The sequence below is a fragment of the Arthrobacter sp. MYb229 genome, from assembly GCF_002975405.1.
Lineage (GTDB): Bacteria > Actinomycetota > Actinomycetes > Actinomycetales > Micrococcaceae > Glutamicibacter.
The window spans coordinates 732,195-757,167 of record NZ_PCPS01000002.1 but is presented as its reverse complement, the minus strand read 5'-3'; the positions used below and the strand labels follow the sequence as shown (position 1 = coordinate 757,167).

Below are 24,973 nucleotides of genomic sequence, written 5' to 3'. Positions count from 1 at the left end.
GCCTACTTTCGAAGGGAGTTGGTGGGCTCGGTGTTGTTGTCCAAACGCACCAGAGCGGGAGCAAAACGGGCTACTGCCACATAAACGACCGAGCTGACGGTCAAGCCGATAAACCATGCGATATCGATGCCGTTCAATGCTGCCGCTAGCGGGCCGGTGTAGAAGGCCGTCGCCATAAAGGGGATCTGGGCCGCCACTCCGACGGCAAATACCAGCAACGCTCCGGTATTCCATGCGCCGTAGCGTCCACCGTCCGCAGCGTAGAATTCCGAGACCGCGTAGGAGCCATGGCGGATGATGTAGTAGTCCACCAGATTTACGGCAGACCATGGGATCAACACGTAGAGCAGTACGCTCAGGAAACTGAAGTAGGACGAAGCGAAACTGCTGGCGGCCGTCACCGCCAAGCCGACCCCGAGCACATGCAGGATGGTCGAAGTCATCAGGCGGGCCTTGACTCCCGGATGCCAGCCGGTGCGGAACGTCTCGACCAGCGTCAAGGCGCACAGCGCGCTGCAATATGCGTTCACGGCGTTTCCCGACGCAGCAACAAGGGCAAAACCGATCAGGACCAGCGCGCCCAAAACCGGACCCAGGATTCCATGCAGGCCCGCCATCGCATCGACGCCATTGACCGCCAGTCCGACGCCCGCGCCGAGCACCATAAGTAGCGCGCTGGAGATAACGCAGCCGAGATAGGTGCCCCAGAACGCACCCTTGGTGCCCGAGCTGGCGGGCATATAGCGGGAATAGTCCGAAACGTACGGCGCGTAAGTCAGCTGCCAGACGATGCCAATGGCCAGCATGGCGAAAAACCCGGGCCAGGTGAATGCTCCGGCGGATATGTTGCCCCAAAAGTCCCCGTTCAGGAATAGGGCAATAAAGGAAACCACAACTAGGCCGCCAACGATGACCGCGCCTAGCTGAGTTACCTTTCGAACTAAGTTGTAGCCGAATGCGGCGATTACAAAGCTTAGAGCTGCACAGGCGACAATCAAGAACGTCTTGTTGGCGCCCGGCAGGAGCGTCATAATCGATTCCGAAGAAACAATGAGATTCGACGAAAAGTAGCCCACGAACATCAGGATTGCCACTGCCACGATCAGGCTGGCACCTTTGGAACCGAACTGCCCGCGTGCCTGCAGCATCTGAGGTACGCCTAGCACCGGTCCCTGCGCGGCGTGCAAAGCCATGCCGACACCGCCCAGCGCGTGGCCCAGCAGGATCGCAATAAGCGAGCCAAGCAGCGGAAGGCCCAGCAACGTCGTGGCGGTGGCGCCGGTGACTACCGTCAATGGCGTCATGTTCATGCCAAACCAGATGGTGAACAGGTCTTTTGCCTTGCCGTGCCTGGCATTTTCAGGGATGGGCGCGATGGATTCCTGCTCAATTTCAAATAACTGGGAGTAGTTGTGAGTACTCATGGCATTCCTGACTGGGAGCGGCAACGTGCAACAAACTCGGCACCGGGGGTGTGAACTTAGGTCAACGCTAAAGCTATGACCCGCATCACGTAAAGAAGTTTCGTGTGATGCGGGTCATCTGAATAATAGATGCAGCCTCTCCGGTCGGGGTTACCGCACCAACAGGCTTAGCCGAATTGGATCCAGGTGGTCTTGGCGGCCGTGTAGTTATCGAATGCGTGCAGCGAAAGATCACGCCCGAACCCTGACTGCTTAAAGCCTCCGAACGGCGTGGTATTGCCCAGCGCGTCAACCGTGTTGACGGAAACCGTACCGGCCACCAGTTCCGTAGCTACCCGGTGCGCACGTCCAAGATCGGCGGTCCACACTGAAGCGGCCAGCCCATAATCGGTGGCATTGGCCATGGCAATCGCTTCCGCTTCCGTATCGAAGGATTGGAGCACAGCCACGGGCCCGAAAATCTCTTCCCGGTGCACGTCATGCGCGGAATCCAGCCCGCCTAGCACCGTCGGCTCCAAATACGCGCTTGACCCGCGTATCTCCAACCTGCGCCCGCCGAAAAGTACTGCGGATTCTTTGCGTCCGCGGTCGATCCACGCCTCGACCGAATCCGTGTGCGCACTTGAAATCAGTGCCCCATTTCCGCCTACCCCAGCCAGCGGGTCGGCCGGCAGGTAGGCTTTTGTCGCCTGCTCGAGCAACTCGGCGAACTCATCATGGACCGACCGCTGGACCAGAATCCGAGAATTTGCCGAACACACCTGGCCCTGATTATAAAAAGCACCGAAAGCAGCTTTCTCGGCGGCCGCCGCCAGATCGGCGGTGTCTGCAAAAATCAGATTGGAACTTTTGCCACCCGCCTCCAGGCTCAAACGCTTGAGATTGCTCTGCCCCGAGGCTTCAAGCAGCGTCCGCGAAACGGCGGTCGAGCCGGTGAAGGCCAGGGCGTCAACATCCATGTGCAGGGCTAGCGCCGAACCCACTTCTCGCCCAGAGCCGGTTAGCACGCTCAACACACCATCGGGCACCCCCGCTTCGGCCGCCAGCTCCGCGGTACGCAAGATACTCAACGACGTCTGCTCCGCGGGCTTCAAGACCACCGAGTTCCCGGCTGCCAGCGCTGGCGCCAGCTTCCACATGGCAATTTCCAGCGGATAGTTCCACGGCACGATGGCCGCCACCACACCCAGCGGCTCGCGCGTCACCAGTGCCGTGGCTCCCGGCGGAACAGCAGGCAATTCCCCGGATTGCTTGTCGATGGCCTCGGCATACCAGCGCAGGGTGGAGATGGCGCCGGGAACGTCCACCGTGCTGGTCTGCAGGATCGGCTTGCCGCTGTCGAGGCTCTCAAGCAGGGCCAATTCCTCGGCCTGCGCTTCCATGAGGTCCGCCCAGGCCAGAAGCACAGCCTTCCTGCTCTCCGCCCCCGAACGCGACCACGCCGGGAATGAACGCCGGGCGGCAGAAACAGCCAAATCGACCTCCTCTTGGCCGCACGAGCTCAGCAAGGCCAGCTCACGGTTGTCGATAGGGCTGGTGGTCAGTCGCTGGATTCCCGACGAGGCCTCCTGGCGCCGCCCGCCGATGAAGGCGCGCCCGTCGATTCGCAGGGCATTTGCGGCGGCATCCCAGGAGGAAAGGGTTTGGTTTCTCATGTTGATCTCCATTGGTTGGGTATCTGGGTTGGTTGGGTGACAGGTTAATTGACTGGCAGAGCTGGTTGATTGCGCAGTGCACGGCTGGCGCGCAACACGATGGATGCCACCGCCAACGTCGCAAGTTCGAGGGCAATCAGGCCAAGCATCGTGGCGGAGTGCTGCCCGGCAGCGTCTGCCGCAAGCGGGGAGAGCCGATCGGCGACGTGCCCATGCGCCTGCCCGTGCCCCTGGTGGCCGGACATGCTGATCCAGAGCAAATGGGCCACTGCCATTGCAGCGGACATGAGCATGACCTGAAGCGTCGACTTCTCGATTTCGCAGGTCGCCGACACGAGATGCGGCAGGCAAACCAGGCACAGGACCCCCATCGCGCTCATGGCCAAAAACATGGACTTGGGCCCCTGAAACGCGGCGAGCACATGCGCGGTCGAAACCGCGAGCACCACGATGCTCAGCAAATAGCGCAGCGCGCACAGCGTTTTCGAGCTCTTGTTTTTTGGGTCCATGTTCGGATCTCGACTTCTCCGGGCAGGTGGCTGATTCTTTTCAAGACACCCCTTTACGAGAGGGGGGTGACTTGGGTAACATAAAATTGTTGATTGAACAGTTGTATCATCAAAACCATGCATTAAGGAAGCCCCATGACACTCCAAAGCGATCGCGCAGTGACGCGCCCCGCGCATCCCCTGGAACAGCTCACAGCCGACGAATACCAGGCAACTCGCGCCATATTGGAAGGTGCAGGCCTGGTGCTGGATTCGACCAGGTTCGCCTATGTGGGTCTGCTTGAACCTGCCAAGGAAGCCCTGTATCCAGTCCCGTCCAGCGATATTGACCGCCGTGTCCGGGTGATGCTCTGGGATGCCGCGCTATCCCGCTCCCTCGACATCACCCTGTCCCTCGACAGCCGGGCCGTACTCACCAAGCGCGAGCTCGACCCCGCGGTGGATGGACAAATGCCGGTGCTGCTCGAAGAGTTCGAGATCATCGAGGAAATCCTGGCCGCGGATGAGCAGTGGATCGCCGCATTGGCTTCCCGCGGGCTGACCTCCGAGCAGGTCCGGGTTGCCCCCTTGTCCGCAGGGGTCTTCGAGTACGAGAACGAAACCGGCAAGCGCCTGCTGCGCGGCCTGGGGTTCCGCCAGGACCATCCCGGGGACCACGCCTGGGCACACCCGATCGACGGATTGGTCGCCTTCGTTGACGTGGAGAACCGGCGCGTGAACCACCTGATCGATGACGGCCCGGTCCCGGTGCCGGAGGTCAACGGCAACTACACCGATCCGGCAATTCAGGGTGAGCTGCGCACCGACCTCAAGCCGATCGAGGTCATCCAGCCCGAAGGCGCCAGCTTCACCCTCGAGGGAAACCACCTGTCCTGGCTAGGCTGGGACCTGCGCGTGGGCTTCGACGCCCGCGAGGGACTTGTCCTGCACCAGCTGCACCACACCTTCGACGGCCGGCGACGTCCGGTGATGCACCGGGCCGCCATCTCCGAAATGGTCGTCCCCTACGGGGACCCGGCGCCCTACCGCAGCTGGCAGAACTACTTCGATTCAGGCGAATACCTGGTCGGCCGCGATGCGAACTCGTTGCAGCTCGGCTGCGACTGCCTGGGCGAGATCACCTACCTCTCCCCCGTGGTGGCCGATGACTTCGGCAATCCACGGACCATTCCCAATGGCATCTGCATCCACGAGGAAGACGCCGGGATCGCGTGGAAGCACACCGACGAGTGGGCCGGATCCAACGAGGTGCGCCGCAACCGGCGCCTGGTAGTTTCCTTCTTCACCACCGTGGGGAACTACGACTACGGCTTCTACTGGTACCTCTATCTGGATGGCACGATCGAGTTCGAGGCCAAGGCCACCGGCATCGTCTTCACCGCCGCGCTGCCGCACAAGGGCTACGAATATGCCTCGGAGATCGCGCCGGGCCTCGGCGCTCCTTACCACCAGCACCTGTTCAGCGCCCGCATGGACATGATGATCGACGGGGCCACCAACCGCGTGGAGGAGCTGGATCTGAAGCGCCTGCCCAAGGGGCCCGGCAATCCGCACGGCAATGCGTTCACCCAAACCCGGAAGGTGCTGGGCTCCGAAACCGCTGCCATCCGCGACGCGGACGGCAGCGTGGGCAGGGTTTGGCATATCAGCAACCCGGAATCGCTGAACCAGATGGACGAGCCGGTCGGCTACACCCTCTACCCCGAAGGCGCCCCCACCCTGGCCATGGCCGAGGACTCCTCCATCGCCGCACGCGCCGCCTTTGCCCGCCACCACCTGTGGGTCACCCGCTTCGCGGAAAACGAGCTCTACGCCGCCGGAGACTTCGTCAACCAGCATCCCGGCGGAGCGGGCCTTCCCGCATACGCCGCGCAGGATCGGGATATCGATGGCCAGGATCTGGTGCTGTGGCACTCATTCGGGCTCACGCACTTCCCCCGTCCCGAAGATTGGCCGATCATGCCGGTTGACACCACGGGCTTCAAACTCAAGCCCCATGGATTCTTCGACCAGAATCCAACCCTGAATCTGCCGGCTTCGGCGACAGGCCATTGCACCCCCACCGGCTGCAGCGGCGAATAGTTGCCATAGCGCTCGCCTTCGGCGATGGTACAGTGACGGCTGGTGGAGACGCTCAGGGCCTCCACCAGCCCCTCATCTTTCAAGGAGTAACTCCATGCCCCGGTTAGTTGACCACACCGAACGCCGTAAAGTCATCATCGAGACTACGTGGAGAATCATTGCCGAGCAGGGCATCGAGAACGCCAGCATGCGTGACATCGCCCGCGAATGCGGATACGCGGCCCCCGGGATCCTGGCGCACTACTTTCCCAATAAAAACGCGCTGCTCCTAGCGGCCTATGAACTCATCTGCCAACGAACCAATGAGCGCATTGCGTTGTCGACGAAGGCCAAGCGGGGCCGGCACGCCCTGCGCGCGCTGTGCTTCGAGATCATCCCGGCCGAGGACCTGACCACGGTGGAGGCCAGGGTGGCCGTATCCTTCTGGCAACGGGCACAGAGCGACCCCGAATTACGCAGGGTGGGCCGAGATGCGCTTACCCAATGGCATGCGGCCATCATGTCCTGCCTCGCAGAAGAAATAACTGACAGGCCGGAGGCGGCCTTCGGGGATCCCGACCTGGTTGCCCACGAGCTGTTGAACACGATGATGGGATTGCACATCACCGCGATGCTCGATCCAGAAACCGTGAGCGGCTCTCGCCAGCGCCGGCTGATCGACTTCATGCTGGAGCGGATCTCCTAGGCGAAGAACTAGCTGGACCCCTCCGGGGATTCTGCCAGAAGCCCGGCGATCTGCTGCCGCACCGCCTGCGCCACCGCCCGCGTTCTTGCCGTCGGGCGCTGAATCCGCAATCGGGCAATGACGGTCTGCAACTCCGGCACCTTTCCCTTGAGCGCAACCGGTATCACCCGTCCGCCGTCGTAGGTGAAGTCATGGCGCGGGCGCTGATGCAAGATGGAATACCCATGGCCGTTGGCAACAAAGGTGCGCACCGTCTCATAGCTGCCAGAGCGGAACCGTACATTCGGCTCCAGGCCCGCCGCGGCAAGGATGGAAAGCATCAGCTCCCGCGTATGCGGCAGATCCAGCAAAACGAACGGTTCATCGCGCAGTTCCTTGAGCTCCACTTCCTTGCGCTGCGCGAAACGGTGCTCCGGAGGCAACGCCAGGTAGGGGCGGGCCGCATGCACCGAGGTGGCGGCCACCTCCTCTGGCAGCCCCAGGTCATAGCACAGCGCCAGGTCAACTTGGCCGTTCAGCAATGCCGCCGAGCAGCCCGCCGCATCGGCCTCCACCACTTCCAGTTCAAGATCCGGATGCTCTGCATGCAACCTGCCGAGCACACCGGGAAGCAGGAATGGCGCCAAGGTGCTGAAGCAGGCGAGGCGCACTCGTCCGGCGAGCGCCGTCTGTTCACCGCGGGCGTGCTCCACGGTCTCTTCGACATGGGCCAGGACGGCTCGCGCGTCCCTGAGGAATGACTCACCCGCGGGAGTGAGCACCAGCCCTTTGGAGCGTTGGCGGATGAAGAACTGCGAACCGATTTGGCGTTCGAGCTGGGCAACGGCACTGGAGACCGCAGACTGCGCGACGTTTAGCCGCTCGGCGGCGCCAGTCATTGACAGCCGGGCCGCCGCCTCGGCGAAATACCTCATTTGAGTGAGAGTGACATCCATCCCTACAGCATAGAGCACTGCATCTGAATATCAGATGCCAGCCCTCTGAAAAAACTGTTAGACAGGTTTCATGGCGCCGTGAATACTTTAGTCAGCTGCCCGCCGGACAGCGGACTTCACGCTTGGGCGCAACTCACTCGACCTGAGCCTCCTGCACGTCAACCACAAGGCACGACGCTCGCCTCCGCTGCGGGGACTGCACCGGAGCCGCGGATCGATGCAGCTGAAATTCAGCTGCATTTTAGACGAACCAAGCATTCGACCATCAGCGGGCCGCCGCCATGCCAGCTTCGACCCCGCGTTCATCTTCACCGAAGGGACCACCATGAGCATCCCACCGTCTCCTGCGATCGAACAGAAGAGCCTGCGCAAATCAGTGGCCGCCGGCTCCATCGGCGTGCTTGTCCACTGGTTCGACTGGGCCATCTATGCCTACATGGCTTCCACCATTGCCGTAGTCTTCTTCCCCGCACAGGACAAGACCGCAGGCTTGCTGGCCGTCTTTGCCGTTTTTGCCGTCTCGTTCGGAGTCCGCCCCTTGGGTGCGCTGCTCTTCGGCTATATCGGCGACAAGTTCGGCCGCAAGCGCACATTGTCCATGGTCATCATCTCCATGTCCGTCGCTACCCTCGTCGTCGGGTTGCTCCCGGGCTACAACACGATCGGCATCTGGGCGCCAATCCTGCTGGTCGCCGCCCGGATGGTCCAGGGCTTGGCCGCAGGCGGCGAGTTCGGCAGCGCCGCGGCGTTCCTGGCGGAAGCCTCCCCGGCTAGGCATCGCGGTTTCGGCGTCAGCTGGCTGGAGGTCGGCAGCCTATTGGGTTTCCTCGGCGCTTCGCTGATGGTTCTGCTGATGAATAACGTCTTGGGTCCCGATGCAGTGCAGGATTGGGGTTGGCGCATTCCGTTCATCCTGACCGCTCCCTTGGGCATCATTGGCTTCTATATCCGGGCGAAGGTAGAGGACACTCCAGAGTTCAAGGCCTTGGAGAAGTTGGATGAAGTCGCCCAAAGCCCGCTCAAGGAGGTGTTCCGGAACAACTGGAAACAGTTGCTGCAGACCAGCGGCATCGAGATCATGATGAACGTCGCCTTCTACATCGTCTTGGTCTACCTGCTGACCTACCAGGAAGAATTCATTGGCATGAGCATTGAGTCGGCCGCATTGCTCTCGACCGTCGCCTCTGTGACCGCCTTGGTCCTTGTGCCGTTATTCGGCGCCTGGTCCGACCGGATTGGACGCAAACCACTGATGGTTGGCTCTGCGGTGCTGATGATCGTTTGCTCCTACCCGCTCTTTTCGATCATGCAGCTGGACACCGCGTGGGCCGGTACGGTGAGCACCATTGGACTGGGCGTCATCTTGGCCATTGTCCTTGGCGTCCATGCAGTGACCGTCGCGGAGATTTTTCCAACGCGCACCCGGCAATCCGGCCTTTCCATTGCCTACAGCGTCACCGCAGCCATCTTCGTCGGCACCGTCCCGCTGATCTTGACCTGGCTCATCGCAGAAACCGGAAATATCATGGCACCGGCCTTCTACATGATCGCCATCGGCATCCTCGGCCTGGCGACCTTGCTGACCATGAAAGAAACCAAGGGCATCGACTTGATGACGCTGGATCGAGAAGATGCGGCCAAGCGCGGATTCACCGTCGCGGAGCAAGCGAAGGATCCCGCGAGAACCCCTCAAAGGAACTAGCCCACGCTTAATGCCGCGCAGGCTACGGCAACCGCGCCGGCAGTCCTTGCAGCCCGCCAACATCGAAAAACGGAAACCGGCTGCGCCCCCATCCGCGTAGGCGTGGCAGCCAACCAGCAAATTCCACTAAATCTGAATATCAGATTTAGTTTCTCGAAAAAAACTGTTAGACAGATTTGATGGCGCGGTGAATGCTGGAGTCAAAGCACGCGTGCCAACTGGCGCGGGTGCCGAGGCAACGAATGGCCCCTAACCAAGCGCGCATTCCGACATCCACCCGTCAGAGGAAAAGGTTGTAAAACAATGAAGCACACTCGTATCCGCACCTTCAATACCAAAGAGACATACCCCGAACAGAACTTGGACAACGACCTGTGCCAGGCCGTTGTTGCCGGCGGCGTCGTATACCTCCGTGGTCAGATCGGCCAGGATCTGGACACCCGCGAATCGGTGGGCCTCGGCGATGTGGAAGCACAGACCGACAAGGCCATGGCCAATATCAAGATGCTGCTGGAGGAAGCCGGAGGATCACTTGAGGACATCGTCAAGGTGACCGTCTACCTGATTGACCCACGTTACCGCGAAACCGTATACCGGACCATGGGCCGTTGGCTCAAGGGCGTCTTCCCCGTATCCACCGGCTTGGTAGTCTCGGCGCTGGCCCGCCCCGAGTGGCTTGTCGAAATCGATGCCACCGCAGTGCTTTCGGGGGAATAGAGAAAATGACTTTCAGCATTGCAGGCACCGACGGCAATGGCCGCTTCGGCATGGCAGTTTGCTCCTCGTCTCCTGCCGTTGCGGCCAGATGCATCCATCTGCGCGACGGGGTCGGGGCAGTCAGCTCGCAGAACATCACCGACCCCCGGCTGGGGCCGGCCCTGCTTGACCGTCTCGAAGCGGGAGACAGCGCCCAACAGGCATTGGACGCCGTGGCCGACTCGGCCGAAAACATCGACTTCCGACAGCTCGTCGTCCTGGACTCCCAGGGCGGTTCCGCGGTCTTCAACGGATCCCGGACGCTGGGCGTCTACGGACAGGGCAAGGGAGCTTCCTGCGTAGCGGCCGGCAACATGCTGGCCGACCCGGGAGTTCTGCAGGCAGCCTGCGACGCATTCGAAGCGGCCGATGGCGAACTTGAAGAGCAGCTGCTGGCGGGCCTCCAGGCTGCCATCGCCGCGGGCGGCGAAGCCGGGCCGGTCTATTCCGCAGGCATGTCGGTGGTCTCTGGGCATGGGTGGCGGGATACCGATCTGCGCGTGGATTGGCACGAGCGCCCGATTGCCGAATTGGGCAAGCTGCTGGAAATCTGGATGCCGCAGCGAGATGCCTACGTGACTCGCGGCTTGGATCCACTGGTCTCCGAGGGTTATGGAGTGCCCGGCGATGATCGATAATCCACCATCGCCCTTGACGGCAGGCCTCGCCACCAATCGGGAACGCGTGATGGATGCCGTCCGCCGGGAACAGCCAGCGCTGGTCGCCTACTCCGAGAGGATTCATGCGAATCCGGAGCTCGGTTGGGAAGAGCACCGCGCCGCGGGCTGGACCGCAGAATTCTTGGCGGAGCGCGGATTCATCATCGAAGGTGGATACCTGGGTTTTCCCACAGCCCTGCGCGCCAGTTTCGGCACCGGAAGCCGCCGTATCGGACTGATGGCCGAATATGACGCGCTGCCCGGGCTGGGCCACGCCTGTGGGCACAACATCATCAGCGCTGCTTCGGTGGGCGCAGCCTGCGCCTTGGCTGGATTCGCCGACGAGTACGACCTGTGCATCGAGCTGTACGGAACCCCGGCGGAAGAAGGCGGCGGCGGAAAAATCGAAATGCTCAAGAAGGGCGCGTTCCAAGGCCTCGACTTGGCGATGATGGTCCACCCCAGCCCCGTTGACTCCGCGGTGGCGAATCCCTTCGCCGTCGCCCACCAGCAGGTGGAGTACCGCGGGAAATCTGCCCATGCCGCGGCGTATCCAGACCAAGGAATCAATGCCAACGATGCCTTTGTCATCGCCCAGGTGGCTCTGGGGCTGCTGCGCCAGCAGCTGCCCCAGGAAACCCGCGTCCATGGAGTGCAGACCCGGGGCGGGGAAGCGCCCAACGCGATTCCGGAAACCACCCGGGGCCGCTGGTACGTCCGCGCCGAAACACTGGCCGAACTGGAACCGCTGCACGAGCGCGTGAACAAGTGCTTCGAAGCAGGGGCCTTGGCAACCGGAGCCCAACTGGAGATCACCCCGGAGTCCGAACCCTACTCGGAGTTCCGCACAGAGCAGCGGGCCCTGGATATCTATACGGCCCATGCCCAGGCACTGGGCCGAACCTTCGACGCCCCGCCAGAACAAGCCACCATGAACCGCGCCTCAACCGACATGGGCAACGTCTCCCAAATAGTCCCTGCGATCCACCCCTACATCGGGTTGGGCTGCTTCCCTGCGGCCAATCACCAACCCGAATTTGCCGCACATTGCATTGGCGGCGCGGCCAACCTTGCCATCCACGACGGTGCCATCGCTTTGGCGCTGACGGCACTGGATTTTGTCGGGATACCCCGAAACGCAGGAAACGAGTGAACCGATCATGAATACCTCTCTACCCAATGCCGCCGGAGCCGAAGAGCGCCACGTTCCCGCCACACGCCTTGAGCGTGATTCGCTTGGCGAACGCCTAGTGCCGGCCGATGCCTATTGGGGCATCAGCAGCCTCCGAGCCGTCGAGAACTTCCCCATCAGCGGGCGCCCCGTGGGCAGCCTGCGCTCACTGGTCTGGGCCTTTGGCGCAGTCAAGTGTGCAGCGGCCAGGGCCAACACCAGCCTGGGGCTGCTCGATCCGCAACGTTCGGCCGCCATCGACCAAGCCGCGTTGGAGGTCCGCGACGGGCTCTTCGACGCGCATTTCCCCGTTGACCGCATCCAGGGCGGCGCCGGCACCAGCACCAATATGAACCTCAATGAGGTCATCGCCAACCGTGCACTGGAGATTCTGGGATTCGCCAAGGGCGCGTACCACGAGCTCGACCCGATTGACCACGTCAACATGGGCCAAAGCACCAACGACACCTACCCCACCGCGGTGAAGATCGCCTTGCTCTCGGCGTTGCGAGACTACAGCGCCGAACACCAGCTCCTGGTTGATTCCTTTGCGGCCAAAGGACTCGAGTTTGCCCAGATCCTCAAGATCGGCAGGACGCAGCTGCAGGATGCCGTCCCGATGACCTTAGGCCAGGAATTTGCTGCATTTTCCGAAACCTTGCGCGAAGACTTGGCCCGGTTATCCGAGCTGCCGGCGCATTTATCGGAAATCAACCTCGGCGCTACGGCCATCGGCACCGGAATCACCGCCCACCCGGAGTACCGCGCATTGGTAACTCGGGAACTCAACAACCTGACCGGCCTGGAATTGGTATCCGCCCGCGATCTGGTTGAAGCGACCTCCGACACCGGAGTATTCATGCTGCTCTCGGGCGTGCTCAAGCGTTCGGCCGTCAAGCTGTCGAAGATCTGCAATGATTTGCGCCTGCTTTCCTCCGGCCCGCAAACAGGATTTAATGAAATCTTCCTGCCCGCGGTCCAAGCCGGCTCTTCGATCATGCCGGGGAAGGTGAACCCGGTGATTCCGGAGGTCGTGAACCAGGTCGCCTTCCGGGTGGTGGGTGCCGACGCAACCGTGACAATGGCAGTAGAAGCCGGCCAGTTGCAGCTGAACGCCTTTGAACCGGTGATGGTCGATTGCCTCCTCGAGTCGTTGCAGTGGCTGGCCTCCGCTTGCCATACCCTGCGCACCAGATGCGTCGACGGCATTACGGCCAACGAACCAGTTCTGGCACGACGCATGTCCGAATCGGTCAGCATCATCACGGGAATAGCACCCCATATCGGCTACGCGAACGCGGCGAACCTGGCCAAGGAATCCCTAGCCAGCGGGCAAGGCATCAAGGAATTAGTGCTGTCCTACGGCCTGGTGGATCCCGGCCTCCTCGATACCTTGCTCTCGCCCGCTAACTTAACTGGCGTCGCGGCGAGCGTTCCGCTGGCATAGCAAAGCGCAGAAGCATCGTTCCCGCTCAGCTTGGGTTGCCTAACCGCGAATTCTTCGATGGCTGGAATTCGAATCGCCTATCGGCGCACCGGCATCCTGGTTTGAGCGCCACTCTACATCTGAAAATCCGATGCAGATTAGCGAGAACAAATGTTTGAATGATGTGCTGAAATACGGTTTTCTGAAGGTACCCCAATAGACGAAAGATTCCCCGCGACGCGGTGAATCGGGAGCACACGACAGTGCCACGTCGCATCGAATCTGACTATTAATAGCAATGGAGGTTGGCATGTCGAGTCAAGAGACGGAAGTTCTAGTTGTCGGCGCAGGACAGGCCGGAGTCGCGATGAGCGAACATCTAACAAATCTAGGGGTTCCCCATATCGTCCTGGAAAAGGACCGCATAGCCGAACGCTGGCGCACCGGACGCTGGGATTCGCTAGTTGCCAATGGCCCGGCTTGGCATGACCGTTTCCCAGGCATGACTTTTGCGGATGTTCCCGCCGACGGATTTGCACCCAAGGAGAGCGTTGCGGATTACTTCGCCGCTTATGCAGAAGGCTTTGGGGCACCAATTCGCAGCGGCGTCGAAGTTAAATCCGTGCAGAGGAACAACGGCAAGCCGGGCTTTAAAGTTGAAACGTCCGAGGGGATCATAAACACCCGCTTCGTCGTTGCGGCCACCGGCCCATTCCAGATACCCGTTATTCCTCCCATCGTCGCGGATTCTTCCCCGCTCACCCAAATGCATTCGCATTCGTACCGAAACCCGCAGCAGCTACGGGATGGTGGCGTGCTGGTAGTCGGAGCAGGATCTTCGGGGGTGCAGATCGCCAACGAGCTGCGCGCAGCCGGCCGGCAGGTCTACCTGTCGGTTGGTCCCCACGATCGACCGCCGCGCCAGTATCGCGGCCAGGACTTCTGCTGGTGGCTTGGCGTTCTGGATAAATGGTCAGCCGCAGCGCCTCCCAAGGGTGCCGAGCACGTCACCATCGCGGTCAGCGGCGCCAACGGCGGACATACCGTGAACTTCCGCGAACTGGCGGCAGGCGGCATCAAACTGCTCGGACGCACCGAAACTTATTCGATGGGGAAAATGCGTTTCGCCCCGGATCTGGCCCGCAACATTGCCAATGGAGATGCGAACTTCCTGTCAGTACTCGATGAGGCGGATGCCTACATTGCGCGCAATGGGTTGAACTTCCCCGAAGAGCCGCAGGCCCGAGTCCTCGGCGATGATCCGGAAGAACTTGTCCATCCCATCCTGGAAATGGATCTGGAAGCCGCTGGAGTGACTACTATCATCTGGGCCACGGGTTTTGCTGTCGACTACCAGTGGCTGCAGGTGGATACCTTCGATGAGCAGGGAAGGCCTCTCCATCAGCGAGGTGTATCCGAAGAGAGCGGCGTCTACTTCTTGGGCCAGCCTTGGCAGTCAAGCCGCGGCTCGAGCTTCATTTGGGGAGTTTGGCACGATGCCAAATATGTCGCGGAGCAAATCGATATCCAGCGCGGATACCTTGAGCATATGTCGCAAATCGACCTTGACCCGGCGCACCAGATTTCGCCGGCCGCAACAGCGCGGTCAGACAACCACGCCGCACACGTCTAACCACGTTGTAGCGCTGGTGCGAAGTCGCATCAGCGCTACAGGCCATCCCGGATGCATAGACTGCCTGAACGCGAAATATTGCCTTTCGCGCCCTCAGTGAATCCGAGATACGAAACCCTAGTAGTTCAGCCCGCGGGCCGCCACGTCCCACCGTTCGGCGACCTCGCCGGCGCGGAGCACGGTGACCTGATCCACCAGGTTCACCGCCACGCACACATGGTTGGGGATCACGCGGAGCTGCTCCCCATGGGCGGGAAGCGGCTGGTCCTCGGGCCACACCACCGTTGCGTGGTGTTCGGATACCGCGCTGATCCGCGCGTCCGGGTTTTCAAGGATCCGGCCAAATCCGCTGGCCCAGGCGGGGCGGTCGCCGCCGAGGATCTTGCTGCCCGCGTCCAGGACGATCCGCCGCGGGATGAGTTCGTCCCCTTCATGCCGGCTGATCACCGTGGAGGCAACGCTCAAGGCGATGTCTTCCCAGCGGCAGCGTCCCAGTTCGAACTGCTGCGCGTCGCCAAATACATAAACGCCGGGGCGCACCTCGGTCAGCAACGAATTGTCCGCAAGCTCTGCCGTCGGCGTGGAGCCGCCGCTGATGCGTTTGAGTTCGAAGCCGTCTTCGCGGAGCAAGCCGGCCGCTTCGGCGAGCGCTTGCTGTTCTTCCGCGGCTACCTCTTGCGCCCGGCCCGGTGCATAACTATGACCGGGGAAGGTGAAAATGCCAATGACGTTCAGCCCGGCATCGCGGGCGGCGCGGGCGACATCCAATGCGCCGCGGGGGTGCACACCGCTGCGGTGGTGACCGCTGTCGATCTCGATCATCAATCCTAATTTGTTGGCCTTGTCTCCCAGCTGCCGGGCAAGCTGCTCGACGGCTGCAACGGAGTCGGTGCCCAAGGAGAGCCTGACATAGCGCAGCAACTTGCGAATGCGTGCCGCTTGGACCTCGGATACCCACAAGGGGAAAGCGACAAAGAGATCCGCCACCCCGTGCAGCGCGAAGGTCAGGGCTTCCCCGATGGTTGCGACCGTCAGTCCCACTGCTCCGGAATCGAGCTGGCGGGCGGCGATCTCATGCATCTTGTGCGTTTTCGCGTGCGGTCGCAGGGCAAGTCCTTTGCCTGCAACGTTCTGCGCCACGCGGTCGATGTTCCGCTCGAGAATATCGACGTCGACCAGGATTTGCGGGGTTAATAAGCCTTGCGGGATGGTGTTCACCAATGCCAGCTTTCCTCTTCGTGCTCGGGCGATCTGATTCGTACGTTACCCGAGAAAAATGCCCGGCTCGTCGTTGACACCCAGCGAGTCCCAGCGACCTGGCGTGGGATCGGACGACCTGGCCTATCTGTTGGCCGGCAGTCCCGATCCGCGAAGTTTCAGCGACAGCTCATGCGCGTGGTGCAGCAATAATTGGCCCAGCGATTCTTGCCGGGCCACCTCGAAGCGCGATTCGATTCCGGTCAGGCTCAGCGCCCAGGCTGGCTGGCCCGAGGCATCGAAGACCGCGGCCCCGATCCCCCAGCTGCCTTCGACGATGAGCCCCGGATTAACCGAGTAGCCAAGGGTGCGGGTCTCTTCCACTTTGCGGCGCAATTGCTTGGCGCTGTGCGCTTGGCCGTACTCGGCCACGAGGTTGTTGCTAGCCAGATAGCGTTCGACGAGCTCTTCGGGAAGAAAGGCGAGAATCGCGATGCCTGCCGAGGCGACCCCGAGCGGGAAGCGCCGGCCTTCATAGAGGACAAACGAACGGATCGGGAATGCTCCGTCTTGGCGCAGCAGGCAGACCGTTTCGTCTCCGCGCCGGGCTGAGAGAAAGGCGCTCTCCCCGGATTCTTCGGCCAACGCGGTCACGTGCCCCCTGGCGAGCTCGCTGATGTCGTAGCGTTCGGCCGCTACCGCACCCATCAGATAGAGCTCGGGGCCCAGCAGCCAGCGCCCCGCCCGGTGGTCGTGGTCGCAGAAGCCCTCGGCGACCAGCGCTGTCAGCAGCCGGTGCACCGTCGGCCGCGCGAGCCCGGTAAGCCGCGCGACCTGCGTGGTCGTGATTCCTTCCGGCATGGAGGTGCTGACCGCACGCAATACCGCGGCCAAGCGTCCGACGACCTGTGCACCGGCAGGAGATTTGCTCATGACCATATTATGAACGAAGCAGTCCATAATATGAGGAACATGACGCATTCAATAAGCGGCCCAACGCAATGGCGCGGATGCACTTTGGGCGGCGCGGCTACTACTCCTCCAAGTGTCCATAGTGTGAACGAATTGGGGATTGCTCTTCACCTGTCGAGCAATATCGAGTTCTTTTCCCATAACTATTGAGCTACGGACTTCGAGTTACTACCTTCGAAGATAGGGAACACTCAAATCCATAATATGGACGGATGGAGTCAGAAAATGTCAACGAAGTATCGTGAGGACGCCGCTCAGGCACTTGCCGCCGTGGTCAAGGACGGAATGACCGTTGCCGTTGGCGGTTTTGGGCTCAGCGGGATACCCAACCGCCTGATCACCGCCCTGCGCGACTCGGGGGCTCGCAACCTGACCATCGTGTCCAACAATATGGGCGTTGATGGAAAAGGGCTAGGCGTGCTGCTGGAGAACAAGCAGGTCTCCAAGGTGCTGGCCTCCTACGTGGGGGAAAATAAGCTCTTCGCCCAGCAGTTCCTCGACGGGGATCTCGAAGTTGAATTCGTCCCCCAGGGCACCTTGGCCGAACGCTTGCGCGCAGGGGGCGCCGGGATCCCCGCCTTCTTCACGCCGACCGGCGTCGGCACCCCCGTGGCCGAGGGCAAAGAAGTCATGGAATTCGACGGCAAGCTGGCGATCTTGGAACGCGGCATCGTCGCCGACATCGCGTTGGTCCGCGCCTATGAGGCGGACGGCGAAGGCAATCTGCGCTACCGCATGACCTCGAAGAACTTCAATCCGCTTGCCGCCATGTCCGGGCGGCATACCTTCGCCGAGGCCGAGCATATTAGTGCGGACTACCTCGATCCGTCTCTGGTGGAAACGCCAGGTATTTTCGTCTCGACGCTCGTCGATGCCGACGACGTCAAGGACATCGAACAGCTCACCGTCCGCCCGAAGCAGGAGGCCTAAGCATGTGGAATAGAGATCAGATGGCGGCACTGGCCGCCAGCGAACTGACCGACGGCCAGTACGCAAACCTTGGGATCGGCATTCCCACCCTGGTGGCGAACAACCTACCGGCGGGCGTCTCGGTCAAGCTGCAAAGCGAGAATGGCCTGTTGGGCATGGGCCCCTTCCCCTTCGAAGGCGAAGAGGACGCGGACCTGATCAACGCCGGCAAGCAGACGGTGACGATTCTTCCCGGCGGAAGCTTCTTCGATTCGGCCATGTCCTTCGGCATGATCCGCGGCGGCCACGTGCAAACGGCGATCCTCGGTGCCCTGCAGGTTGCCGCCAACGGCGACCTGGCCAACTGGACCATCCCGGGCAAGCTGGTCAAGGGCATGGGCGGCGCCATGGATCTGGTCGCAGGCACCCCCCGGGTCATCGTGCTGACCGATCACGTGGCCAAGGACGGCAGCTCGAAGATCGTGGAAAAGTGCGACCTGCCGCTGACCGGGGTCGGCGTGGTGGATCGAATCATCACGGACCGCGCCGTCTTCGACATAGTTAATGCAAAACTGGTGCTACGCCAGGTGGCCCCGGGCGAAACTCCGGAAAGCATCAAGGACATCACCGCAGCAAAATTCATCGTCGAACTCCAGGAGGACCTCACAGCATGAGCGTCAAAATTGTAGGCTACGCACGCACCCCGTTTATGCGCTTCAACGGCGCGCTGGCAAGCATCCCCGCAACCGAGCTGGGCGCCCACGCGGCCAAGGCTGCACTGGAACGCGCCGGGGTTGCACCGAGCGAGGTCCAGCGCGTGATCGCCGGACAGGTATTGCAGGCTGGCGCCGGGCAGAACCCGGCACGGCAGACCGCGGTCGGCGCCGGGGTGGGGCTGGATGTTCCGGCCATCACGCTGAACGCGGTATGCCTTTCGGGCGCCGAAGCCGTGGTGGCCGGCGAACGGCTGATCGCCAGCGGCGAGATTGACGTGGTGCTGGCCGTCGGCCAGGAATCGATGTCCTTGGCACCCCATGTGCAGCGCGCCCGCGCGGGCACCAAGTACGGTGCCATTGAAATGCTCGACACCCTGGATTATGACGGTTTGACCGATGCGCATGAGAAGCGTTCCATGGGCATCTCCACCGAGGAACACAACACCACGCTGAAGCTGGGCCGCCAGCCGCAGGACGAGGTCGCCGCGGCCTCGCACCAGCGCGCCGCAGCCTCCGGGGAATTCTTTGCCGGGGAAATCGCCCCCTTCACGGTGAGCAGCCGAAAGGGCGATACCGTATTTGCTGCCGACGACGGGATCCGCCCGCAGACTACCGTCGATTCCCTGTCGGGTCTTCGTCCTGCCTTCGCCAAGGACGGCACCGTGACCGCCGGCAACTCTTCGCAGATTACCGACGGCGCCGCCGCGATCGTGCTGGCAAGCGATGCCGCCGTGGAACGTCTGGGGTTGAAGCCACTGGCCGAAATCCTCTCCCACGCATTCGTCGCCGGCCCGGACCGCACCCTGCACGACCAGCCGTCCAACGCGATCAATACCGCGTTGGACAAGGCAGGAGCCAAGGCCGCAGATTTGCAGGTCGTGGAAATCAATGAGGCTTTCGCCGCCGTTTCGGTGCAGTCGACGGCCACGCTGGGCCTTGATGCCAAGATTGTGAACCCGCACGGCGGCGCGATCGCGCTGGGCCACCCGATCGGGGCCTCCGGCGCTCGCATCATCGGTACGCTGGCACGCCAGCTGCAGGAACTTGGCTCCGGTTCGCTCGGGGCAGTCGGCATCTGCGGCGGCGGCGGTCAGGGCACTTCGGTGCTCCTGCGTTCGCTCTAGCTCGGCGGCAGTTGCCAGCCGAAAAATGAAATCCACGTTGACTTGAGGTCAACGTGGATTTCTCTTTTCAGTACGGAGTCAGTGCCACAGTGGCTCACGGGCCACATAATTGGTCAGCAGCTCGGCCTCTACCCGGATGACCGCTCCGTTCGCAACCCTCTCCTGGCCCGGTCCGTGCAACTCGGTGAGCACCGAGCGAATCAGCGAACCGTGGCTGACCACAACTACTCGCTGCCCCGGGTGCTGCATGGAGATCTTGAACAGCACGTTGATCGCGCGTTCCACTAGGTGCTCTTCGCTCTCCCCCAGGTCCATCAGGCGGTGGATATTTTCCTCGCTCAACCCGGCCACGATGGTGCCCTCGGCGTCGCCGTAGTCCCGTTCCATCAGCTCCGAGAACTCTTGCACGCGGGGCACGGCGAGCAGATCGGCGATGACCTGCGCAGACTGGCGAGCGCGGAAAAGCGGGGAAGAAACTACCGCGTCCCATGCCCCGGCCGCTGCCAGTTCCATGCCCGCTTGCTGGGCCTGGCGGCGCCCGGTTTCGTTCATGGGCAGGTCGCTGCGGCCTTGCAAGCGCCCGGCGCGATTCCATTCGGTTTCTCCGTGCCGCACGAAGACGATTTCTGTTGCGTTCATGATGATGTCTCTCTCGAATGTGCCGGAATTCTGGCACGTGTTGCGTTAGTCGTTTTACTTGCGATTTGGTTCTTGTTCTTGCGTGTACCGTGCCGGACCGGGACGGGACTGTTCCGGATCGACTGCGCATCAACTTGCAGCAAGGAAAACCATGAGCTTTCCGGTCCGCTCAAGATCTCCTGTGGTGCGTAGGCGTTGGTGTTGTAGGAGGTTGCCGGGGCCATGAAAACGTTTGTACCCTTCAGCTGCCCGACACCGGCTTGGTGGAAGTGGCCGCATAGGATCCCGCGCACATCGCTGCCGCTCAGTATCAGGGCGAGGTCTTCGGGATTTGCCAGTCCGCGTCCGGATAGCTCCGCGGCCATCGCTTCCACCGGCGGGTGGTGCATCAGGATCAGCGAACCGCGCGGGGCCGGCTGGGTGAGCAGAGAGGATAGCCAGCGAAGTTGCGGCGCATCGAGCCATCCGCGAGCCTCGCGATAGCCTCCGCTATCCAGACCGATAATGCGCAGTCCGTCGATCTCGTGCACGGTATTTGCGATATGGGGTCCGGTGGACAGGCGGAAGGTATTAAATGCTTCATTGACCGACTCTTGGGGGTCGTGATTGCCCGGCACGGCAATGATGGGACAGCCCAGTTCATTTTCGAACTTCGCAAATAGCTTCGCGGCTCGTTCATGGACCGGTGCCCCACGGTCTGCGATATCCCCGGTCACCACCACAACGTCCGGAGTGAAGTGCTTGGCCGCGTGGAGCGCGGCGCGCAAGCGAGCCCACGCGTCGATGGTGCCGTGCAGGAGCTTGCCTTCGGCACACAGGTGGGTGTCGCTCAGATGAACTACGTTCAGCGTTTTCATCAGCTTGCCACCAGGCTGCGCAGCTCACGGGGTGCCGCATGCTTGGCCAGCGATTGCAGCCGTCGAAGTTCTGCCCCGGTGAACCCCTTGCTGAGCAGGTAGCCGGAGATCGAACCGTAGCTATCGGTCAACCAATCGAGGGTGTCGCTCAGGGTCGCTCGGTCACGTTGCCATTGCGTGTCTGCAGTTCGAAAAGACTCTGGAGCGAAATCGGCCACGATCTGGGCCCGGTCCATGCCGAGGGCCGCCGACAACAGAGCGATCACCAACCCGGTACGCTCTTCTCCGGTTCGGCATTGCACCACGGTGCTTCCGCCGGTGGCATTGGCAATCGCACGAAGGGCCGCCACTAGCCGCGCACCCCGGCCGTCCAGGAGGATTCGTTGCACCTCGCCGAGGGTCCTGTCCACCGGCAGCTGACCGGAATACAGCGAGATCGCTCGGTAGCGCAGCCCCGCCAGCACCGGAATGGACTCTGGCTGGATTTCCTGAGATTCGCGCAGATCGATGAGCGTGCCCACGTCTAAACCCTGAAATTGTTCCATAGCACGCGGGCCAAAGCTGCTCAGGGCTGTGGCCCGATAGAGCCGGTTCGGCCCGATTCCCGGAACCGGGCGTAGGCTCATTAGTTCGGCAGTCTTTACGTGAGTTGCAGACATCGTTCTCCCCTATCCTCGATTCCTGATCCGGAGCTTTCCCACCATTGCACCGCACACTGTTGGCCGACAGGTGAACAACGAACCACAACGTCATGAATCCGGCCGAAAAGCCGTGAAAAGTACGCTTTTCTCGGAGGCTTCGCCGGTTTTCCGGTCAATCTCATAGGCCGCAGAGCAGATGTGAACAGCGAGTAGGCAACAAAACGACTAACCTTGAGTGCAAGAGTATTAATTTTCCAAGGAGCTAAACTCATGACCGGCAGCAAAGTCGTAGCCTTTGGCCACTTCCAGCCAGAGCGCATCGTGCCCAACACCGAGTTGGAGAAGCTGGTCGAAACCAGTGACGAATGGATCACCCGCCGCGTTGGCATCCAGGAGCGCCGTTGGGGCACCGGAGTCGAGACCGTCGATTCCATGGCCATCAAGGCCGCAAAAATGGCATTGGACAATGCCGAGGATATCGATGCCACGGACATTGACCTGATCATCGTGGCCACCTGCACCGCCGAGGACCGTTCGCCGAATATGGCCGCCCGCGTGGCGCAGGCGCTGGACATGGAGCAGGGCCCGGCAACGATGGACGTCAACGCTGCCTGCTCCGGCTTTGCCCACGCGGTAGGCCTGGCCCAGGGTTCCATCGCCGCCGGCAGCTCGACCAAGGCGCTGGTGATCGGCGCGGAAATGCTGACCGACTACACCGACTTCACCGACCGCACCACCTGCGTGCTGACCGCCGATGGCGCGGGCGCTTTCATTATCACCGCCTCGGAAACCGCTGAGATTTCCCCGGTGGTTTGGGGCTCGGTTCCTTCGCTTTCCGACGCGGTGCGCATCGAAGCTGAGAACGACATGAAGTTCGCGCAGAATGGCCAGAGCGTTTACCGCTGGACCGTCACGCAGCTTCCAAAGATCGCCTCGAAGATCATCGAGCGCGCAGATATGAAGCCCGAAGAGCTGGATGCAATCGTCTTGCACCAGGCGAACCTGCGCATTATCGAACCGCTGGCCGAGAAGATCGGTGCACCGAACGCCCGGGTTGCCACCGATGTGGTCTACTCCGGCAACACCTCCGCCGCCTCGGTGCCGCTGGCCCTCTCCAAGCTGATGGCCTCGGATGATCCGCTGCCTTCGGGCTCCAAGGCCCTGCTCTTCGCCTTCGGCGGCGGCCTGTCCTACGCCGGGCAGATCATCACAATCCCGTAGTAGCAACGAATCCCCAAAGGGGAGGACCGAGCGTACGCTCGGTCCTCCCCTTTTTTTGATTAAACTTTCCGCTCAATATCCCGCGAGGCAATCCGGATGATTACTGCTTTCCCGATTCGGCCAATCAAAACGCCACGGGTATCGACGGAACTGGCGAAATAGACCGAGAAAAACCTTGCCTTAATGCGTTAGTCGACGCTAACGTATTAACCATGCAGGATTTACTGGAAGTTGCCGCGGAGCCTAACCGCAGGCGGCTGCTTCAATTGCTGGGTTCAGGTGAATGCACGGTGTCGCAACTGGCAGAACACTTCACCGTCTCTCGCTCCGCGATATCCCAGCACCTGCTGCTGCTTTGCGAGGTCGGGCTTCTGGACGCCCGCAAGCAAGGCCGCAGCCGCTACTATTCGCTCAACACCACGGGGGTCTTGCGGCTAAAAGCCCTGCTCGATTCATTCTGGAACAACGAGCTAGACCTCCTCGTTGCCGAGGCCAAGCAACTCGCCGCAGAGCTGCCCGCCCCGTCAGCAACCCCGAGAGATGGAGAATCATCATGAGCTACGAGAGAACCGTCATCCTTCCAGTCGACGCCGACGCGGCCTTCGCACTAGTCACCGAACCCGAACGCCTGCGCCGCTGGCAAACCGTCGCCTGCCGCGTAGACCTCACCGTTGGCGGCGGATTCCGCTTCACCATGGGTCCGGGCCACCAGGCATCGGGCACATTCACCGAAATCGAGCCGGGCCGCCGCCTCGTCTTCACCTGGGGCTGGGAAGGCTCGGACGCCGTGCCGCCGGGCGACTCCACCGTCTTCATCACGTTGGAACCGCTCGCCCAAGGCACCGCGGTCACCTTGCGGCACGAGGGGCTGAACGCCGAGCAGTCCGCCGGCCATGCCGAGGGCTGGAACCACTTCCTGGACCGGCTGGCGCGCTTCGCCGAAACCGGGCAGGCCGTGGCCGATGAATGGAACGCCACCCCGGAACCGGAGAACGCGATCCAAGCCGCCGAAGCCGCCCTCACGGCACTGCAGCTCGCGCTGTACCACCTCACCGCCGAGGATGCCACGCGCCCTACACCCTGCGAGGATTTCAATGTTTCGGAGCTGATTGACCACCTGGCCGGCAATCTCGCGGGCATCGGATCGGCCCTTGGCGCCCAGCTAGCCGACGCTCCCGAGCTGGCGCCGGAACCGCGCATCGCGAATCTCGCCCAAGCGGCCCTCGAAGCCCTCAACGCGCGCGGCTTGGCCGGAGAGATCGACCTCGGTTTTGCGGTTTTGCCCGCTCCGGTGGTCGCCGGAATTCTGAACCTGGAACTGCTGGTGCACGGCTGGGACCTGGCCCAAGCCACCGGCCAGGACTATGCGGTGGATCCGGGGTTTGCCGACTACGTGCTGGGAATTGCCCAAGGAACCGTCGGCGCAGCGCAACGCGAATCCGGCTCCTTCGGGCCGCAAACGGTGGTTGCCGAATCGGCCGGCAGCCTCGATCGACTGGTCGCCTTCACCGGCCGAGTTCCGAGCGGCGCGTAGGGGCCACGCAGCATGGTCGACGTCACCACCAGCATCGTCATCCACCGCCCGCTTCGGGCGGTGGCCGACTACGCAGTGGATCCGCTTAATGCCCCGGCCTGGTACCGGAACATCCGCTCGGTGCGCCGGTTGACGGACGGGGAATTCTCGATCGGAGCGCGCGCCGCCTTCGAGGCCCGCTTCCTAGGCCGGGAGCTGTCCTACGTCTACGAGGTGATCGAGCTGGTGCCTGAGAAGCTGCTCGTGATGTCCACCGCGCAGGGCCCGTTTCCGATGCGCACCAGCTACCGCTTCGAAACCGTCGATGCCCACAGCACCCGCGTGCGCCTGCGCAACGATGGCCAGCCGGCGGGTTTCGGCCGGATCTTCGCTCCGCTCATGGCACCGCTGATGCGCCGCGCGAACGCCGCGGACCTGCGGGCCTTGAAGCAGATCCTGGAATCCACGGAACGCTGAATCAGGCTGCCGGGAGAGTGGGCAACGCCCCACTCTCCCGGTGTCCGCACGCCGTTGACTAGTCCGATCG

24 protein-coding genes are annotated in these 24,973 nt (G+C 62.1%); 15 read left to right on the top strand and 9 right to left on the bottom strand.

Annotation, left to right across the window (positions count from 1 at the left end):
• Positions 1–2: 2 nt before the first annotated feature.
• The 3 genes from CQ019_RS09830 to CQ019_RS09820 form a co-directional block, all read right to left on the bottom strand.
• Complete coding sequence (locus CQ019_RS09830; RefSeq protein ID WP_105552818.1) at positions 3–1,424, bottom strand: cytosine permease; 1,422 nt, start codon at positions 1,422–1,424, stop codon at positions 3–5.
• Positions 1,425–1,591: 167 nt separating this feature from the next.
• Positions 1,592–3,079 carry an aldehyde dehydrogenase family protein gene (locus tag CQ019_RS09825; RefSeq protein ID WP_105552817.1) on the bottom strand — a complete coding sequence of 496 codons (1,488 nt, stop codon included), beginning with the start codon at positions 3,077–3,079 and terminating at the stop codon, positions 1,592–1,594.
• A gap of 44 nt (positions 3,080–3,123) precedes the next feature.
• Positions 3,124–3,588 carry a hypothetical protein gene (locus tag CQ019_RS09820; RefSeq protein WP_105552816.1) on the bottom strand — a complete coding sequence of 155 codons (465 nt, stop codon included), beginning with the start codon at positions 3,586–3,588 and terminating at the stop codon, positions 3,124–3,126.
• Between the two features lie 135 nt (positions 3,589–3,723).
• On the opposite strand from CQ019_RS09820, the gene CQ019_RS09815 reads away from it, so the two are divergent.
• On the top strand, positions 3,724–5,670 hold the full coding sequence (locus CQ019_RS09815) for a primary-amine oxidase (protein WP_105552815.1): 1,947 nt from the start codon (positions 3,724–3,726) through the stop codon (positions 5,668–5,670).
• 94 nt (positions 5,671–5,764) lie between these two features.
• Positions 5,765–6,355 (top strand): TetR/AcrR family transcriptional regulator, encoded by a 591-nt coding sequence (locus CQ019_RS09810; RefSeq protein WP_105552814.1) that lies wholly within the window; start codon positions 5,765–5,767, stop codon positions 6,353–6,355.
• An 8-nt stretch (positions 6,356–6,363) separates the two neighbouring features.
• Here the strand turns inward: CQ019_RS09810 and CQ019_RS09805 are convergent, their stop codons facing one another.
• Positions 6,364–7,290 carry a LysR substrate-binding domain-containing protein gene (locus CQ019_RS09805; RefSeq protein WP_105552813.1) on the bottom strand — a complete coding sequence of 309 codons (927 nt, stop codon included), beginning with the start codon at positions 7,288–7,290 and terminating at the stop codon, positions 6,364–6,366.
• Between the two features lie 325 nt (positions 7,291–7,615).
• Here CQ019_RS09805 and CQ019_RS09800 point away from each other — a divergent pair, with 325 nt between their 5' ends.
• The 6 genes from CQ019_RS09800 to CQ019_RS09775 all read left to right on the top strand — a co-directional run bounded on the left by CQ019_RS09800 (position 7,616) and on the right by CQ019_RS09775 (position 14,637).
• Positions 7,616–8,992 carry an MFS transporter gene (locus CQ019_RS09800; RefSeq protein ID WP_105552984.1) on the top strand — a complete coding sequence of 459 codons (1,377 nt, stop codon included), beginning with the start codon at positions 7,616–7,618 and terminating at the stop codon, positions 8,990–8,992.
• A gap of 303 nt (positions 8,993–9,295) precedes the next feature.
• Positions 9,296–9,709 carry a RidA family protein gene (locus CQ019_RS09795; protein WP_105552812.1) on the top strand — a complete coding sequence of 138 codons (414 nt, stop codon included), beginning with the start codon at positions 9,296–9,298 and terminating at the stop codon, positions 9,707–9,709.
• A 5-nt stretch (positions 9,710–9,714) separates the two neighbouring features.
• Positions 9,715–10,386: a DUF1028 domain-containing protein gene (locus CQ019_RS09790; protein WP_105552811.1), complete on the top strand. Its 672-nt coding sequence runs from the start codon at positions 9,715–9,717 to the stop codon at positions 10,384–10,386.
• Positions 10,376–11,560 (top strand): M20 family metallopeptidase, encoded by a 1,185-nt coding sequence (locus CQ019_RS09785; protein WP_105552810.1) that lies wholly within the window; start codon positions 10,376–10,378, stop codon positions 11,558–11,560. The genes CQ019_RS09790 and CQ019_RS09785 overlap by 11 nt, the downstream gene beginning before the upstream one ends.
• A gap of 7 nt (positions 11,561–11,567) precedes the next feature.
• Positions 11,568–13,025, top strand: coding sequence for an aspartate ammonia-lyase (locus tag CQ019_RS09780; protein WP_105552809.1), 1,458 nt, complete (start codon positions 11,568–11,570; stop codon positions 13,023–13,025).
• Between the two features lie 289 nt (positions 13,026–13,314).
• Positions 13,315–14,637, top strand: coding sequence for an NAD(P)/FAD-dependent oxidoreductase (locus CQ019_RS09775; RefSeq protein WP_105552808.1), 1,323 nt, complete (start codon positions 13,315–13,317; stop codon positions 14,635–14,637).
• 117 nt (positions 14,638–14,754) lie between these two features.
• Here CQ019_RS09775 and CQ019_RS09770 read toward each other — a convergent pair whose 3' ends face one another.
• Entirely contained in the window at positions 14,755–15,855 is a 1,101-nt protein-coding gene (locus CQ019_RS09770) for an alanine racemase (protein WP_105552983.1), read from the bottom strand.
• 123 nt (positions 15,856–15,978) lie between these two features.
• Positions 15,979–16,767 carry an IclR family transcriptional regulator gene (locus CQ019_RS09765; protein ID WP_105552982.1) on the bottom strand — a complete coding sequence of 263 codons (789 nt, stop codon included), beginning with the start codon at positions 16,765–16,767 and terminating at the stop codon, positions 15,979–15,981.
• Positions 16,768–17,031: 264 nt separating this feature from the next.
• Here CQ019_RS09765 and CQ019_RS09760 point away from each other — a divergent pair, with 264 nt between their 5' ends.
• From CQ019_RS09760 to CQ019_RS09750, 3 genes are read left to right on the top strand one after another with little or no spacing between them, the layout of a single operon-like run.
• Complete coding sequence (locus CQ019_RS09760) at positions 17,032–17,736, top strand: CoA transferase subunit A (protein WP_105569593.1); 705 nt, start codon at positions 17,032–17,034, stop codon at positions 17,734–17,736.
• Between the two features lie 2 nt (positions 17,737–17,738).
• On the top strand, positions 17,739–18,389 hold the full coding sequence (locus CQ019_RS09755) for a 3-oxoacid CoA-transferase subunit B (protein WP_105552806.1): 651 nt from the start codon (positions 17,739–17,741) through the stop codon (positions 18,387–18,389).
• Positions 18,386–19,555: an acetyl-CoA C-acyltransferase gene (locus tag CQ019_RS09750; RefSeq protein WP_105552805.1), complete on the top strand. Its 1,170-nt coding sequence runs from the start codon at positions 18,386–18,388 to the stop codon at positions 19,553–19,555. The genes CQ019_RS09755 and CQ019_RS09750 overlap by 4 nt, the downstream gene beginning before the upstream one ends.
• Before the next feature lie 78 nt (positions 19,556–19,633).
• Here CQ019_RS09750 and CQ019_RS09745 read toward each other — a convergent pair whose 3' ends face one another.
• Genes CQ019_RS09745 through CQ019_RS09735 form a run of 3 tightly spaced genes read right to left on the bottom strand, consistent with a single transcriptional unit; the run spans position 19,634 to position 21,677 of the window.
• On the bottom strand, positions 19,634–20,194 hold the full coding sequence (locus CQ019_RS09745) for a histidine phosphatase family protein (RefSeq protein WP_105552804.1): 561 nt from the start codon (positions 20,192–20,194) through the stop codon (positions 19,634–19,636).
• Complete coding sequence (locus CQ019_RS09740; protein WP_105552803.1) at positions 20,191–21,051, bottom strand: metallophosphoesterase; 861 nt, start codon at positions 21,049–21,051, stop codon at positions 20,191–20,193. Before CQ019_RS09740 ends, CQ019_RS09745 begins: the two co-directional genes overlap by 4 nt.
• Positions 21,051–21,677, bottom strand: coding sequence for a tyrosine-protein phosphatase (locus tag CQ019_RS09735; protein WP_181148382.1), 627 nt, complete (start codon positions 21,675–21,677; stop codon positions 21,051–21,053). The genes CQ019_RS09740 and CQ019_RS09735 overlap by 1 nt, the downstream gene beginning before the upstream one ends.
• A 285-nt stretch (positions 21,678–21,962) precedes the next feature.
• Here CQ019_RS09735 and CQ019_RS09730 point away from each other — a divergent pair, with 285 nt between their 5' ends.
• The 4 genes from CQ019_RS09730 to CQ019_RS09715 all read left to right on the top strand — a co-directional run bounded on the left by CQ019_RS09730 (position 21,963) and on the right by CQ019_RS09715 (position 24,903).
• The gene (locus CQ019_RS09730; RefSeq protein ID WP_105569592.1) at positions 21,963–22,913 is read left to right on the top strand and encodes a beta-ketoacyl-ACP synthase III; all 951 of its coding nucleotides are present in this window, start codon (positions 21,963–21,965) and stop codon (positions 22,911–22,913) included.
• A gap of 212 nt (positions 22,914–23,125) precedes the next feature.
• Positions 23,126–23,470 carry a helix-turn-helix transcriptional regulator gene (locus CQ019_RS09725; protein WP_105552800.1) on the top strand — a complete coding sequence of 115 codons (345 nt, stop codon included), beginning with the start codon at positions 23,126–23,128 and terminating at the stop codon, positions 23,468–23,470.
• Complete coding sequence (locus tag CQ019_RS09720) at positions 23,467–24,447, top strand: TIGR03086 family metal-binding protein (protein WP_105552799.1); 981 nt, start codon at positions 23,467–23,469, stop codon at positions 24,445–24,447. Before CQ019_RS09725 ends, CQ019_RS09720 begins: the two co-directional genes overlap by 4 nt.
• A 12-nt stretch (positions 24,448–24,459) precedes the next feature.
• Positions 24,460–24,903: an SRPBCC family protein gene (locus CQ019_RS09715; RefSeq protein ID WP_105552798.1), complete on the top strand. Its 444-nt coding sequence runs from the start codon at positions 24,460–24,462 to the stop codon at positions 24,901–24,903.
• Positions 24,904–24,973 lie beyond the last annotated feature (70 nt).